The organism is Yersinia massiliensis CCUG 53443, assembly GCF_000312485.1.
In the GTDB taxonomy this organism is placed as follows: domain Bacteria; phylum Pseudomonadota; class Gammaproteobacteria; order Enterobacterales; family Enterobacteriaceae; genus Yersinia; species Yersinia massiliensis.
In genome coordinates, this window is sequence record NZ_HE997650.1 from 92923 (window position 1) to 109131 (window position 16209).

Sequence of the window (16209 nt, forward strand, 5' to 3'; positions counted from 1 at the left end):
CGTTAACATTATTAGCATGAAAAATTGTGCTAGCAGTGCTATTCCAGCCAAATTAACTAGGTAATTAAAATTAAGCAGTGGTAACGCCCAATGACAAAGCAAAAAACTTTGTTGCTAAATGATGCTTAACCGTTCAGATTTTTTTGTAATCTCGACAGAAAACAGGAGGAAATGCTGCTGTTACAGCCGATAAGTGACGTGAGCACTGTCACATTCAGCCATAATCGAACACATCTTGCGTGGCGTTAAAAAAGCAAAACTGACTTGTTCCTTCCCTCATTTCCCATGAGAGAGCCTCGATATTCATCCGAAAGCCTCGATATTGAAGAAGAGCACGATAATGGTGCACCAAAATAGGGCTGGGTATTTTTACGGCGTTAATTGAGGCTCATTCCAGCCCGATATTTCGCCAGAAAATCTGCATAGGGCATCGGTATTGCTTCTGTGATTATAGATAAATCTAATATTGCCAAGTCACCGAGAATCCAAAGACCCAGGGTTCAGCATGAGTTTTATCGGGTTTGATGATAGGGATACCCACATTAAAATCATAACCCACTGAATGATAACGGCCGCGAGCCCCCACGACGGCCCCTACCAAACGATTACCTCGAAAAATTGAATGGCCACCTTCACTCACCTCCCCGTAATCCAGACCAAAATAAGTTTGTTGACCCGCGATCGGGTCATGCCATAAAACATCGTTTCTCACATACCACCCTTGTGGTCCAACTACCGCGCTATTGCCATTGAATCCGCGTACAGACTGGCGACCACCAATCGAAAATCTATCCTGCACGTTGATCGCTGAATAGGTATATTGATGGCTGAAAGCGGGCTGATAATTGAAAGCTTGCGCCCCCAATTTGAACGGGATATCCAATGAGCCGGTGATCGCTACCAACCGTGCAGGTGACCTATCTATTTTGCCTTGAACAGGCCTGGCTCCCCACCATGTTGCTCCCTGTTGATAGCGAATACTGCCCCTGAGGGTTGCCCCTGATATCGAGCGATAATACTCAATCCCCAATTGCCAGTCTGTCGTCTTAACTCGCTGGATACGAAGCTCTTTATTGGCATAAAAACTGGCAGACTGCCGTATTAATAATCCGGCATACCCCGCCGTTTTATCATGGTCACCACGCGAAAGCAGCCGCTGAATTCGTACGTCAAACATATTCCAGCGAGTACTGTACTGAAATGTATTATCTGCCAGTATTAGCGACTGATAGCGACGTCCTTGACTCCCTGTCATGCTCAATAACCAATTGCCATACGGGACTGAATAATGAAGTGCATAATTGCTGTAACCTTTGTCATGGTGTTTATCAGCATCACGATTAAACGAAAAATAGAGCAATTCACTCAACGAGAAAGGATTATCGATAGACAGGATGAAACCGGAACGATAGTGTCCCAAAGCATAAGGCCCACCATCATCAAAGTATGCATTGGCTCGCCACAAACGTGCTTGCTGGCGATTAATCTTTATCTGGCTACTTAAGTCATCCTTGCTTATTTCAATATTGTTAACCAACACGCAGGCCCGTTGTTCCTCATTCAAAATAGGGTTTGATGGTGATCTTTCAGCAATAGCCTCTATCTCAGCAACAGCCTGAGTCGAGAATAACCCGATATTCATGTGAAGAAATAATAGAAATGTAATATTACTCCAGCAATATTCATACCTATCTATTTTTCTCACATTTGTTTTATTTTTTAATTTCATATTAATCAACCTCACTCAAATAAAAAACAAGTAATAGCCGACCGAAATAAAATGAAAAACTCGTCGATAAATGAATAATTACATCTATCGATTAGCGGCAACTCATGGTGATAGGAAATGTTAATTAATATAATATTGTATTTTTCTACAATCAATAATATAAAACAAATGCACCATTAATATAAAAGTATTAAGTTTATATTATGGTCATTAATAATGACGTACTTCCCTCGGCATTGAGAGGATAAAAAACGGAATGAACACAGAGAAAAAACACGAAAAAAACCCCGACATTTCTGTCAGGGTTCTTAAATTTGGTCGGCGAGAGAGGATTCGAACCTCCGACCCACTGGTCCCAAACCAGTTGCGCTACCAAGCTGCGCTACTCGCCGAATCGGGGCGCATCTTACTGCTACGGCTCTAGGGCGTCAATCACTTTTTAACAACCCGCTGGCGACTGTTGGTAATATCGCCACCAGCGGTCAAAACAACACCATTTAACGCTTTTCTTCTTGTTTCTATCAGGCTTCAGTGGGTTTCAACTGTGGCGATTGTGCCCGTAGGAAGGGCAGCAAGAATAACGCAGATAAGCAGGCGGCAATAGAGATAACCACAAAGAAACCATTCCAGTGCCAAATCTCCATCACGCGAGCAATAGGGTAGCCAGATAAAGCCGCCCCTAAGTAGGCAAACAAGCCGACAAAGCCCGTGGCAGCCCCCGCAGCATCTTTATGTGAACATTCTGCTGCAGCCATGCCAATGAGCATTTGCGGGCCAAAAATAAAGAAACCAATCGCGAAGAAGCAGCCTGCCTGTAAGACATAACTGACCCCCGGCATAATCCACAACGAGGCAACAGAGAGGAAGATCCCAATGGCGAAAATCAGGTTCATTGGTCCACGATTACCACGGAACCACTTATCAGACCCCCAACCGGCCACCAGCGAACCAATAAACCCCCCCACTTCAAATAACGAAATAGCGGAGTTGGCAGTCATCAATGAGTAACCTTTCTCTTGGGTTAAATAGAGATTACCCCAGTCATTAATTGCCGTACGAACGATATAAACCAGTACATAAGACACCGCAAGCAACCAGATGTATTTATTGGTTAATACATAGCGTTTGACGATTTCTTTATTTGAGAGTCCCCGACCTTCTGATTCTTGCACCAACTCCATCGCATCGTTACGCCACTTACCGACCGTTGGCAGCCCCATGGTGCTTGGCTTGTCGCGCAAGCGCCAACACATCAACAGACCAATCACCACACCAATGATACCGGGGATAATCATGCCGTAGCGCCAGCTAAAGTGGAGAGAAATCACCCCCACTAACAAGGGGATTAATGCCCCACCAAAGTTATGAGACGTATTCCAAATTGCCCACCAGCCACCACGCTCTGAGCGCGAATACCAACTGGTTAAGATTTTGGAACACGGTGGCCAGCCCCATCCTTGGAAGAACGCATTCAATATCCACAACGTGCCAAAGACCATGAGTGATGAACTCATGCCAAACAGGATATTGATAATCCCCGTCATCACTAACCCGATACCCATAAAGTAACGCGGATTTGAACGGTCACTGATCATGCCAGAGATGAATTTAGAGCAGCCATAGGTGATATAAAATAGGGTGCCTAAAATCCCGACATCAGACATCGTGAGGCCCAAATCACTGAGCATGGCTGGCATGATGAAGGTGAAACTTTTACGGGTAAAATAGAACGCCGCGTAGCCGATATACATCGTCCACATGAGTTGGATACGCCAATATTTATAGGACGAATCAATTTGAGTTTGATCCGTGACAGACGCGACGTTATCTCGACTTTTGAGGAAGGACCACATGTTGAACCTCAGAATATTATTACTAGTGCCATCATCATGGTGCGCACATGCATGAAACCCATGAGAGAAATTCCCGCTAGACCCGAGAATATTTCCTAGTTTTCATTAGTGACCGAAGGAACTGTGGGAAGGATCACATTTAAGCAAGTCCCCTGATTGACACTCAGGTTGAAGCTGCCGCCAAGTGCGCTCACACGAGATTGCATACCACGTAGCCCATAACCAGGGGTCAATGTGGCTAAATCGATGCCCTTTCCGTTATCGCTAATCGTTAGATATATCTTCTGCTTATCTTGCCGCGCATTTATCTCAATTCGGCTGGCCGCACCATGGCGATAAGCATTAGTCACACCTTCCTGGCAAATTCGGTATAGCGTGATTTTCAGTGTTTCATCTATCGGGTGGTCATCCAGTTGCCAATTCAATACACCCACGACAGTTTGATCTTGTGGGATCAGCTCCCGCATCAACGCAGCAATTGCCGCCGAAAGCGGCAAGTTATTTAATGCTGCTGGCCATAATTTGGCGAGAACATCATGAACGCCATCGTAGACCCTCAAAGCGAGCATCTCTATCATTTCAGCACTTTTCAGTACCGGTGCTTCTGCTGTCAACCGCTTGATAATACTGGCTTGAGTTCGAATAACAGTGACTGTTTGCCCCACTTCATCGTGTAGTTCTCGCGCCACATCACGGCGAGCATGCTCTTCCGCCACCACTAATGCTTTAGCCAGTTCACGGTTCTCATTCAAGCGTATTTGCAGTTGTTGGTTTAACTCCCGCTGGCGTTGAATACCCGCCCCCAGAAGTAAGCCCGTTAAACTTTGCGCCAACAGTGACAGCAACAGGTCGCGATGAGAGTCCAATTGCAGCGGTGTATTGATCAATAGCACCACGCTATTTAGCAATGTTGCTGCCGCGCCTCCTTGCCAACCATAACGGTAGGACATAAAAACAATCGGAATGACGAGACAGAATGGCGCAAAGAGATGTAAATCCGTTTCGGTGACTTCGTATTGCAACCAAATACTCAGCGCAAACAGCAGCAGATACCACATAATATGCTGCAGACGCAGGTTTATCGGCTTATGAATGAGCCCCGGTTCTAACGGCAACCAGATTTGGCGAGCCAGATAGTGCCACAGCAATAGGCAGGTTGGTGCAATCGTGAAGCCCCCAACTAAACCGAGCAACAGTGCCATCGCCCCCTGATGACTGGCAATCTGCCAGCCTAATGCCTGTATTAGAGCTGCGGCTAATATCACTGAGCCTTGCATCAACGGCCATTGCCACTCACTGGTATTTTTCTGATGGCGTAATAGCCATGGAGAAGCAAAAACCGCCAACAACGTCGTCGCCAATAACAGCGGAAGCGCGTACCACAGCAGGTCAACGTAACCAAATTGATCCGTGAGCAGCCACCACAATAGGGCATCACCCAGCAGAATACCCGGCCAATACTGACGTGGGCTTTGCAATAAAATGCCCATCCGCAGGCCAAAGGGAAATAGCAGTAAGGCCTGTAAAGGCCGATCGACCAGTTGCGTGCCAATTGACCATAAACAGAAAGCTGCGGTGGTATAAATAAACATCAACGCGACCAACATGATCAAACGCTGCATCATGAGTTCAGAACCTGCTTCGCCAATTCAACATTATTACTGACGCCCAACTTGGCAAATAGGTTTGCGCGATGGACATGGACCGTTTTGGGAGACAGCCCGAGCGATTCCGCAATCTCGCGCACTTCCATTCCTTGCGCGAGCAACACCGCCACCTCACGTTCACGGCGAGTCAAGGGATCGACAGCAATACGGGCCAGTTGCTGGGCAATCTCAGGCATTAAATAGACACCACCGCTGCCCACAGTACGGACGGCGGAAACCAAATCTTCTGGTTTACATCGTTTAGACAGAAAACCGCGCGCTCCACGCTCTAAAGCCATCTCAACTAGAGCAGGACTGTCGTGCATTGACAGCATGATGACCGCCAGACCTGAGGGTAAATCCTTCAATAAGTCTAAACCACTTTCATCTGGCATAGAAATATCACAAATACAGACGTTAGCCTGTAAACTCGGCAATCCGGCGCGGGCCTGTTTGGCAGAGTTGAACTCCCCAACCACCTGAATATCTTCTTCTAACGACAATAATTGAGCAAATCCTGAACGCACGATGTCATGATCATCAATAAAGACAACACGGTAAGTCATGGAAGGCTCCAGCCAGTGATAGATCAAGGCTGGAGTATACCGCAAGCTGAATGCTCGAATGGCGATTAGCGTCGAGGATCGCGCCAGAATAAATTATATCTATGCTAATTAATTATATTACCGGCTGAGGATGTCGGCTTGGTGCCTGACACCAGTTGTTTTGTTCATTAATCCCACCATCCGGCGAGGTGTAGCCCAAACAGCCTAAAATAGAATCAAACAGTTCAACATGACGATGTGTTTTACCCACACGTTGCTCTGCTTGTAGTTGCTCAAAGGCAGCGAGGTGCTCGGGTTGAGCCAAAAATTTATCTGAAGCCCAAACCATTAATGGCACACGAAATTGCTCTGGGGGGGCCATTTCACGCGGCGTACCGTGGAAGTGAGTATTATCATCGATAGACTCACCGTGATCGGCGGCATAAAACACTAATGCCTTTTTTTGCCGCATTTGGTCGATAACATTGGCGATAAATGAGTCGGTGTATAACACGCTGTTATCAAATGCATTGAGCAGTTGTTGCTTGCTACAAAAATCATCCACCCCCATACATTCTGGCTGATAGCGAGCATAACTACGGGGGTAACGCTGGGAGTAGAGATAGTGGGATCCTTTGGTATGCAGAATAACCAGATGCTTTCCTTGCGGATAACGTCCAAGTGACTCTTTCAACTCATCGACCAGCAACATATCATCCACAGGCTTATCATCATTACGCTTCTCTGAGGCGATAAGCTCGCGGAATGAGTAATTATCGGTGTTGGTATTATTGTAGAACCACATCTCACTCTGCATGGCGAACAGCTCAGAAGTGAACCCCAATGATTTCATGACTGCGAAGATATTTTGTTCTTTCAATGTGCGCTGTGGGTTATCTTCCGCACCGCCTTCACGTACAAACATGCAGCGCAGTGATAATTTCGTGGAGGTATCGCACGATGTGCCACGAAAAGCGACCAGATTCTTCTCTTTACTTAAACGGGGCGTCGTATCACGTGAATACCCCAACAGGCCCATATGATCCCAGCGGGTTGTTTCACCAATGATAAACACGACATAAGTGTCATCAATGCCTGCCGGAGCCACATAGGTATGATGTTCTGCTGGATCATACAGCGTTGCCGCATCATACCTTTCGTTGTATTGCGTATATGCGTATAACCCCAGTGCGGCCAACCAGTTAGAGGGCAGGTATGAGTGAGCCACTACGCCACCATAGCTGGGTAAATCTACCGTTTGCAGTTGCTCATTGGCCGCTTGCACTTTATCTAGATAACGAAGGGGCAACCAAACTAGCGCCACTGCCACTATCATCAACAAAATCGGCCTCATACGCTGACCAGGTGTCTTGCACTGCTCAAGTAGGGTTAAGCGCAGAGTGTTTTTCCAGATCAGCAGCAGAGGCAAAGCGCTGACCAGCACCATCCAGATAACAAAATGCAGCCCAATCACTTCTTTTGAAAGATCGGTATCTGTGGTTAAAACGGAAATAACGATGCCATAACCAATCACGACATTGAAAAAAGTCATGTAATAGCTGGCAGCAACAGAAATGAGTACCAAGAGGGTCGCGACAACACGATAAAACCACCGCCCACCGAGTGAAATCACCCGCATCACAAAAAAGGTAAACAGGATAATGGCCATCACTTCAATGATAGCGGTCACGACTTTTATCCCTTGGATACCTTGGCTAAAGGAGTCAAAACGACGATAAAAGACAGAGATATTCAAGAAAATGCCAATATAAACAGCCAACAACAAAGAAAGACTTTGCTGTGATAAAGATTTTACTCTGTCCATAAAACGCCCGGTCTCCAAAGACACTATTTGCGGCTTGAATCAATCAGACAGTGAACCCGCTATCAGGTTCAGTGTGATATCAATAAGCAGGCTATAGATTTTTCGCGAGAAATATCTTAGCCGCTCTCAATGGTCCTGTCCGCGAGCTAACGCAAACTCTCCATAGCGGATATGGGTTTAACTATCCCAAAGCAGTGTAGAACGAGGCAGCATGTACGAGGGCGAAGAACAGCCCACAAGAAAAGTCTTATGGGCTTATGAGACGGGAACTGGCTTACTTAATATTGAGTGTGACATCGATATTGCCACGAGTGGCATTGGAATAAGGGCAGACAACATGCGCTTTCTTTACTAAATCTTCAGCCACACTTCGTTCAATTCCCGGCAAGCTGATATCCAGTTGAACCTCAATGCCAAAACCCGTTGGAATGGCACCAATGCCGACAGTCCCTTCAATGTTGGCATCATCAGGAATTTTAATTTTTTCTTTCGATGCAACGAACTTCAGTGCGCCAAGGAAGCAGGCAGAATAACCCGCAGCAAACAGTTGTTCGGGGTTCGTCACCGCACCACCTGCGCCCCCCATCTCTTTTGGTACGCCCAACTTCACATCCAATACGCCATCAGAGGAGGTTGCTCGGCCGTCACGGCCGCCAGTGGCTTTAGCTTTGGCGCGATATACGACTTTTTCGATAGACATAGTGCTTTCCTTTCAGGGTCAATGAAGATGAAGAACAGGTACAACGTGAAAGTATGGCACTCATATGAAAAAGCCCCCAATTTTGGGGGCTTCAAAAGTCATCTGGCCGTGCGGGTTATCAATTACTGTGCAGGGGCATCAATTTTATCGTCGATTCGCTGCAACATATAGGGGTAGAAAGGGTTGGACGAAATTCGCATCAAGGAATCCAAGCCCACAACCAGCACTGCACGTTCACCGCGTGCAGCAAACGTACCCAAACTGATACCGTACTGGTCCCGTGGCTCAGGATAACGGCCATACAATGAATCACTCATTGGGAATGGTAACGCAACATGAGACAACGAGAAGATATCAGGCGGATATATCAAGCCTGTTGGCACGGTAGTCTCGTTGGTTTGACCCGCTAGAGTCGTTATCGCAACGGTCTCATTACTTTGTGGAGAAACGTTGGTAATCACCGTTGCACTGTAATTACGTGGCGGCGGCGGCAATAAGCGAGCCAGTGCAGTGTAAGAAGAGTTTCTCAGTAATGGGCCGAAGCTGGCAGCGCGGTTTAAATCAAACAATACCACTTCGCTGCCATTTTTTGGCAAGTGATTATAGAGCGCTGTCACTACTGCACGAGTACTGACGGTTGAATCCATTAATGACTGGAACGTCAGAATAGGTGGAAGCTCTTCCATCTTATTGTTTCTGGAATCACGTGCAATTTGCTGCTGCAATACGGATGTCAGTAAATAAGATTGGCGAGCAGCATTCACTGGGAATGAGTTGTACTTGAACGGGTTAAACTCAGGCACGATCCCTAACCAAGCTGCTTTAGCAAAAGCTGGGAAGATAGCAGGCCACCCTGCAATACCGGCAAAACGCGCAAAGCTCGTCACACCGATCATTGGGGATATCAATATCACCCGCGCAGGTTTCGCCAATGCGGGGTCATCTAATGAGTCCAGCGTGTATTTCATTGCCAGTGCACCGCCATTGGAGAAACCAACAACATGCAAAGGTAAATCTGGACCACTCAGTGTTTTAGCTTCACGAACAGCTAAACGTGTGGCGGCTAACCAATCCTGCCATTCAACATCGGTCAAGGCACCCGGTACAGAACCATGGGCAGGTAAACGGATACCGATAGCAACATAGCCACGCTGACGATAATTTTCAGCGATATGGCGCAAGCTATATGGGGTATCGGTTAAGCCATGCAGCAATACCACAGCACCTTTAGGTTTCCCATCGGGCTGCAGAATATAAGAACGGTTCCAGTCGTTTTTAAAACTTGGTGGATAAATCGAGCTGCCAGAATAATAACGGTTTAGTGGAATCTCCGTTCTTGGTTCCAGCTTTTCAGTCACATTTTTCCGAACTTCATCAAAAATATTATTTTCAGCTTTCATGTAATCCGCCCAGCTAGCTTTATCTATCTCAGCCGCGCGCATTTCATGTGGAACAAAAGTGTGCCAAAGCTCTAGCTTCGGACCACGCTGTGTATCGTAAATTCGAATTGCCAGTATGGTAACGGAAATTACCACCAAGACTAGAATAATCCGTTTAATCCACCGCTTAATGGCTATGGAAAGCATGATCCGTTACTCCGTAGGTCTATAATTTTTTTTACAATTGGGGTCAGTTTATCACCATCTGGCGACGCTGCTACTTTAAACGCAAAATATTCTCTTGGAATAGAGTGCGATATAACTAAATCAGTATGTGGTTATTGTTGTCAAATGAATACCGATGTTCAGTTTCATTATGCGATATATCTTGCGTATAACGACGGTATTAAATATGCCTGTGGAATTAAAAATATCTGATTTAATCTTGTGTTGTGGCAATGCTGAGATAATCATGCTGACCAATCAATTAATGACTTTGGTTATCATTCCTAGTTTTCATTTTAATACTACACCTAATATAAGACTTAATTTGTGAAGAGTAATCCGTTCACCCGCTATGAAGATACTTAGCCACTGAATACACTATCAGTGGCTAAGCTGCATACTCCCCGTTAGGCTTCGCTGCTTTCAACTTGCGGTTGGGGAGCAGACGCGGGCGATTTACGTAACCAGATCCACCATGCCAGCGTCATTAAGGCAACCCATGCCAAACCGACATACATGGCAATACGAGTGGCAGGGAAATACCCTAGAACGACAATGATGAAAGCCATAAAGAGAATGGTCAGAATCGGTGCGACTGGCCAAAACGGAACAGGGAAGGCAAGTTTGGCGACACTCTCCTTACTCATCTTCCGGCGCATGGCCACTTGCGACACTAAAATCATCAACCATACCCAAACGGTGGCGAAAGTCGCAATTGAGGCAATTATCAGGAACACATTTTTTGGAATAAGGTAGTTCAGTACCACGCCGCATAGCAGCGCAATGGCCATCACTAAAATGGTCATCCAAGGCACGCCATTACGTGTCAGGCGACTAAAACACTTGGGTGCTAACCCTTCTTGCGCCATGCCATACATCATACGACCTGCGCCGTAGATATCGCTATTAATCGCTGAGATGGCCGCACTGATCACCACCAGATTTAGAATATTCGCGGCGGAGCTGATCCCTAAGCTACTGAAAATTGCTACAAAAGGACTGCCATTTTGCCCAATACTATTCCACGGATAGATCGCCATCAGAACAAAGAGCGTTAAAACGTAGAATAAAAGAATACGTACCGGCACGGTGTTAATGGCGCGTGGTAATACTTTTTCCGGATTTTTTGCTTCACTGGCCGTCACGCCGATAATTTCAATGCCGCCAAAAGCAAACATAACAACCGCAAACGAGGCAATCACCCCCGTCAGTCCATTGGGCATAAACCCTTGATGCGACCATAGATTACTAACACCAGTGCTCTCATGACCGGCACCAAAACCAAACATCATAATGCCAAATCCAGCGGCTATCATGGCAATAATCGCCGTCACTTTGAGCAGCGATAACCAGAACTCCATCTCACCAAAGACTTTAACTGAGCAGAGATTCAGCGCACCGATAAAGAAGATGATACTCAGCACCCAAACCCACTGTGGGGCATCTGGAAACCACAATCCCATATAGATACCAAATGCAGTGACATCGGCCAACGCCACGATAATCATCTCAAAGGTATAGGTCCAGCCGGTCAGAAACCCCGCCAGTGGCCCAAGATAACGACTGGCATAATGACCAAATGACCCCGCAACCGGATCATGCACCGCCATTTCACCGAGTGCACGCATCACCATAAATACTGCCGCACCGCCAATCAAATAGGCGAGTAGGACTGCTGGCCCCGCCAAACGAATAGCTTCGGCAGAACCATAAAATAAACCCGTACCAATGGCGGAACCTAATGCCATGAACCGGATATGTCGCGCACTAAGGCCGCGTTTGAGCGTGGATGAATCATTCTTCATGGTACATTCTCGCAAGATTTGTGCCCTTTCAGGCAGGGGTTCAGAGAGGGTGATCTCGCGAACGGGATCACCTATAGGCAAAAATTATTGCTGCTTTTTATTTATTAGAGGCTAGGTAAGACATGCGGAGGCATCAGTTCGTTCATATGACGTTGCGCAATTAACTGGCTTGCTGCTTCAATATCTGGAGCGAAGAAGCGGTCTTTTTCGTAATAGGCTACATGCTGGCGCAATAACTGACGCGCCGGCTCCAGCGCATCCGACGTTTTCAAGCCTTTGCGCAAGTCCAGCCCCTGACACGCAGCCAGCCATTCAACGGCCAAAATGCCGCGTACATTTTCAGCCATTTCCCATAAGCGTTTACCGGCACGAGGAGCCATAGAAACATGGTCTTCCTGGTTGGCAGAAGTAGGAATACTGTCAACACTGGAAGGGAAGGCTAACCCTTTATTCTCGCTGGTGAGTGCGGCTGCGGTGACTTGCGCGATCATAAAGCCAGAGTTGACACCGCCGTTCTCCACTAAAAATGGCGGCAACTGCGACATATGTTTATCCATCAATAACGAAATACGGCGCTCTGATAGTGACCCCATTTCGGCCAACGCCAGTGCTAAATTATCCGCTGCCATAGCCACAGGTTCAGCATGGAAGTTACCACCAGAAAGCACATCACCTTGCTCAGCAAATACCAGAGGGTTATCGGATACCGCATTAGATTCAATAGCCAGTACCTCTGCAGCCTGACGCATTTGGGTCAGGCAAGCGCCCATCACTTGAGGCTGACAGCGTAGAGAGTATGGATCCTGCACTTTGTCACAATTACGGTGAGACTCCGACACTTCGCTGCGATCGCCTAACAGATGGCGATAAGTACTGGCAGCATCAATCTGCCCGCGCTGACCGCGTACCGCATGAATACGAGCATCAAATGGATTACGGGAGCCTAAGGCGGCTTCAACCGTCAAGCTGCCAAAAACAGATGCCGCAGCATAGAGATCTTCCGCCTCAAATAAGCCACGCAGTGCGTAAGCGGTAGACACCTGCGTGCCATTAAGCAGCGCTAACCCTTCTTTCGCCGCCAATGTGAGTGGTTGTAGGCCCGCTTTTGCCAGCGCGCTACGGGCATCTAACCATTCGCCTTGATAGCGAGCCTTGCCTTCACCTAATAGCAACAGGCTCATATGGGCCAATGGGGCCAAATCCCCTGACGCTCCCACCGAACCTTTTAGTGGAATATGTGGATAAACCTCGGCATTAACCAACGCGATAAGCGCCTGAATGACCTCAAGGCGAATACCCGAAAAACCGCGAGCCAAGCTATTGATTTTAAGCACCATAATCAGGCGTACAATGGCATCATCATTGGCCTCTCCGACGCCAGCGGCATGAGAAAGCACGATCGAGCGTTGCAGGTTTTCCAAATCTTCCGTGGCAATACGCGTTGATGCCAACAAACCGAAGCCAGTGTTGATGCCATAGGCGGTGCGTTTCTCGGCCAATATGGCTTGTACACAATCAACACTCTGTTGAATCGGTGCATGCGCACTTTCATCAAGAGAGATCTTCACTGGATGCAGGAAAATATGCCGTAAATCTGCCAGAGTCATTTGGCCCGGGCGCAGTGTCATCGTTTCCATGGTTGGATTGATTCCTGTTTTCATGAACGTTTCCCCTGAGTTGCGGCAACCATTGGCAGATTTAATCCTTGCTCTTGGGCACAATGAATAGCGATATCATAACCTGCATCGGCATGACGCATGACGCCCGTTGCCGGGTCATTATGTAACACCCGAGCGATACGTTCAGCGGCTTCATCACTACCATCACAAACCACCACCATGCCAGAATGTTGAGAGAAGCCCATCCCGACGCCACCACCATGATGCAATGACACCCAAGTAGCGCCACTCGCTGTATTGAGCAGGGCATTCAGCAATGGCCAATCAGATACGGCATCAGAGCCATCTTTCATGGCTTCCGTTTCACGATTAGGGCTGGAGACTGATCCAGAATCCAGATGGTCACGGCCAATCACAATGGGAGCCGACAATTCACCAGTGCGCACCATTTCGTTGAAAGCCAAACCTAATTTTGCTCGCTGGCCCAATCCAACCCAACAAATCCGCGCTGGTAGACCTTGGAAACTAATACGTTCGCGGGCCATATCGAGCCAATGATGCAAGTGTTCGTCATCAGGGATCAGCTCTTTAACCTTAGCATCCGTCTTATAAATATCGTCTGCCTCACCAGAGAGCGCCGCCCAGCGGAATGGGCCGATACCGCGACAGAATAATGGCCGAATATAGGCAGGGACAAAACCTGGGAAATCAAAAGCATGAGTGACGCCCATATCCTGTGCCATTTGGCGAATATTATTGCCGTAATCGAACGTAGGGACACCCATGTTGTGGAAAGCCAGCATCGCTTCGACATGCTCTGCCATCGATGCTTTAGCCGCGTTCACCACCAAAACAGGTTCACTTTGAGCACGCTGACGATACTGTTCCCAGCTCCAGCCTTTTGGCAAATAACCGTTCAATGGGTCATGAGCACTGGTTTGGTCGGTCACCATGTCAGGTCGTACACCACGGCGAACCAATTCCGGTAAAATTTCAGCCGCATTACCGCATAAAGCGATAGAAACGGCTTCACCCGCAGCGGTATATTTTCCGATACGTGCTAATGCATCATCCAGATCGGCAGCTTGTTCATCGACATAACGGGTTTTTAAGCGAAAATCGATACGGCTCTGTTGGCACTCAATATTTAAGGAACAAGCACCCGCTAATGTTGCTGCCAGCGGCTGCGCGCCCCCCATACCACCTAGCCCTGCGGTGAGCACCCAGCGCCCTTTCAGGTCACCGCCAAAATGCTGCCGACCCGCCTCGACGAATGTTTCATAGGTACCCTGGACAATGCCTTGGCTACCGATATAGATCCAACTCCCCGCTGTCATTTGGCCGTACATCGCCAACCCTTTAGCGTCCAGTTCGTTAAAATGCTCCCAATTAGCCCAATGAGGGACTAAATTTGAGTTGGCAATCAATACCCTAGGTGCATTACTGTGGGTTTTAAAGACACCGACAGGTTTACCAGACTGAATCAATAAGGTCTCATCATCATTTAAGTGTGTCAGACTTTCTACAATCTGGTCATAGCACTCCCAATTGCGGGCTGCGCGGCCAATACCGCCGTAAACCACTAATTCTTTAGGATTCTCAGCCACTTCAGGATCAAGGTTATTCATCAACATGCGCAGCGGGGCTTCTGTAAACCAACTTTTTGCGGTCAGTTTTGTTCCACGAGCGGCTCTAATCTCATTATCACGAAATCTGTTTTGGGCAGTCACGGCAATTTCCTTCAACCAGTTTTTCAGGTGTCGACGACATTACTTCTCTTGAGCTTTTATTAACATATACTCGTATAGACAAGTACAATCAAGCACAAGGAAAACGACAACAAAACGGCAGAAACATCAAAATAAAATCAGGTAATAACCTTAATTATTAATTGGTTATGGTTGATATCATTTTGAATTAATGTATAGCAAAAGGATTTTTGACGTGTTTTTCTCTATGAAATCAGCATAAAATTGGTGTGTTTTTGCGCACGGAGTCACATATAATTCACATGGATTTTACATTGTGACACCCTTATTGAGCAATACATCGCAGCTAAAACACCGTTCAATATCGCCTAAATCAATACCAAAAACTAATATGTTGATATATCTCACACAAATTAAAGCCGCGATAGAAATCCGTCAAAATACGTATTTTAGCTTGGATAAGAAGATGAGAAGGTCAGTGACTATAGAGGTGAGATTAATTTCGGCATCGGCAAAGGGTTGGTGATATTCCTCCATTTAAGTCAGACTAAAAACAACCTTAATATATAATGAGTTACATAATATCTGGCACTAAAATGATAAAAGCCCTGACTGAGTTAGCCAGGGCTTTTAAGGTACTACAAATTTAAAATTAAACATTAATCAACTTAATAACGTATTACTTATCTACGTACTGTTTATATCGATGTACATGTTTCTACAGGAATATTTTGTTTAGTGTTAACTCTCCCTCCAATATTTTAACTGAATGGTAACAATTCCTGCTTAATTCATTTCAGTCATGCCTATGATAAGACAGACTAAATTAGTACATCCCCTCGCGATATATACTCTTGTTACATGGCTTTAACTCTCGTCGCGATATTCTCGATCTCATACTCACGTACACAAATCGCGAACATTACTATTAACAACAAAGCCTTAACTCATCGCGTTATCGTCCACAGAATGCGATTGTAAAGATTTACTGCGTGGCCTTAAAGCATCATCACAATGGTCATTTATAAAAAAACCGCCGTGAATCTCACATAAAAAAGTATTTCGTGACCTTTATCGCATTATTTAAATCTTGCTACATGGACACCGGTTAAATAAAAATTTCGTTACTCATTGCACCGGTGTTAAATTCCAATCTACTTGTTCTGCATGAGAT

Annotated in this window: 9 protein-coding genes, 1 tRNA gene and 1 pseudogene; all 11 read right to left on the reverse strand. The window is 46.5% G+C overall.

Features of this window, described 5'->3' with window-relative positions; all coding sequences use genetic code 11:
* Positions 1 to 460: 460 nt before the first annotated feature.
* Positions 461 to 1528, reverse strand: a pseudogene (locus tag BN68_RS20545) (ShlB/FhaC/HecB family hemolysin secretion/activation protein); the annotation flags it as partial.
* Positions 1529 to 2044: 516 nt separating this feature from the next.
* Positions 2045 to 2121: transfer RNA gene (locus tag BN68_RS20550), tRNA-Pro, on the reverse strand.
* A gap of 129 nt (positions 2122 to 2250) precedes the next feature.
* A complete protein-coding gene (gene uhpC, locus BN68_RS20555) occupies positions 2251 to 3582 on the reverse strand; it encodes an MFS transporter (RefSeq protein ID WP_019213073.1) in 1332 nt (443 codons plus the stop codon).
* A gap of 95 nt (positions 3583 to 3677) precedes the next feature.
* Complete coding sequence (gene uhpB / locus BN68_RS20560; RefSeq protein ID WP_019213074.1) at positions 3678 to 5207, reverse strand: signal transduction histidine-protein kinase/phosphatase UhpB; 1530 nt, start codon at positions 5205 to 5207, stop codon at positions 3678 to 3680.
* Entirely contained in the window at positions 5204 to 5794 is a 591-nt protein-coding gene (uhpA, locus tag BN68_RS20565; RefSeq protein ID WP_019213075.1) for a transcriptional regulator UhpA, read from the reverse strand. Before uhpA ends, uhpB begins: the two co-directional genes overlap by 4 nt.
* Positions 5795 to 5906: 112 nt before the next feature.
* The gene (gene eptB, locus BN68_RS20570; protein WP_019213076.1) at positions 5907 to 7598 is read right to left on the reverse strand and encodes a kdo(2)-lipid A phosphoethanolamine 7''-transferase; all 1692 of its coding nucleotides are present in this window, start codon (positions 7596 to 7598) and stop codon (positions 5907 to 5909) included.
* 274 nt (positions 7599 to 7872) lie between these two features.
* The gene (locus BN68_RS20575; protein WP_019213077.1) at positions 7873 to 8298 is read right to left on the reverse strand and encodes an organic hydroperoxide resistance protein; all 426 of its coding nucleotides are present in this window, start codon (positions 8296 to 8298) and stop codon (positions 7873 to 7875) included.
* Between the two features lie 122 nt (positions 8299 to 8420).
* Positions 8421 to 9884 carry an alpha/beta hydrolase gene (locus BN68_RS20580; RefSeq protein WP_019213078.1) on the reverse strand — a complete coding sequence of 488 codons (1464 nt, stop codon included), beginning with the start codon at positions 9882 to 9884 and terminating at the stop codon, positions 8421 to 8423.
* A 425-nt stretch (positions 9885 to 10309) separates the two neighbouring features.
* A complete protein-coding gene (locus BN68_RS20585) occupies positions 10310 to 11707 on the reverse strand; it encodes an amino acid permease (RefSeq protein ID WP_019213079.1) in 1398 nt (465 codons plus the stop codon).
* Positions 11708 to 11811: 104 nt separating this feature from the next.
* Entirely contained in the window at positions 11812 to 13344 is a 1533-nt protein-coding gene (gene hutH / locus BN68_RS20590; protein WP_042807055.1) for a histidine ammonia-lyase, read from the reverse strand.
* Between the two features lie 20 nt (positions 13345 to 13364).
* A complete protein-coding gene (hutU, locus tag BN68_RS20595; protein WP_019213081.1) occupies positions 13365 to 15056 on the reverse strand; it encodes a urocanate hydratase in 1692 nt (563 codons plus the stop codon).
* Between the last annotated feature and the right edge of the window lie 1153 nt (positions 15057 to 16209).

What these genes read in the sequence shown, in the direction of transcription:
- uhpA (WP_019213075.1), bottom strand. Translation starts at nt 5,794, where the DNA reads ATGACTTACCGTGTTGTCTTTATTGATGATCATGACATCGTGCGTTCA.
- BN68_RS20575 (WP_019213077.1), bottom strand. Translation starts at nt 8,298, where the DNA reads ATGTCTATCGAAAAAGTCGTATATCGCGCCAAAGCTAAAGCCACTGGC.
- BN68_RS20580 (WP_019213078.1), bottom strand. Translation starts at nt 9,884, where the DNA reads ATGCTTTCCATAGCCATTAAGCGGTGGATTAAACGGATTATTCTAGTC.
- eptB (WP_019213076.1), bottom strand. Translation starts at nt 7,598, where the DNA reads ATGGACAGAGTAAAATCTTTATCACAGCAAAGTCTTTCTTTGTTGTTG.
- uhpC (WP_019213073.1), bottom strand. Translation starts at nt 3,582, where the DNA reads ATGTGGTCCTTCCTCAAAAGTCGAGATAACGTCGCGTCTGTCACGGAT.
- uhpB (WP_019213074.1), bottom strand. Translation starts at nt 5,207, where the DNA reads ATGATGCAGCGTTTGATCATGTTGGTCGCGTTGATGTTTATTTATACC.
- BN68_RS20585 (WP_019213079.1), bottom strand. Translation starts at nt 11,707, where the DNA reads ATGAAGAATGATTCATCCACGCTCAAACGCGGCCTTAGTGCGCGACAT.
- hutH (WP_042807055.1), bottom strand. Translation starts at nt 13,344, where the DNA reads ATGGAAACGATGACACTGCGCCCGGGCCAAATGACTCTGGCAGATTTA.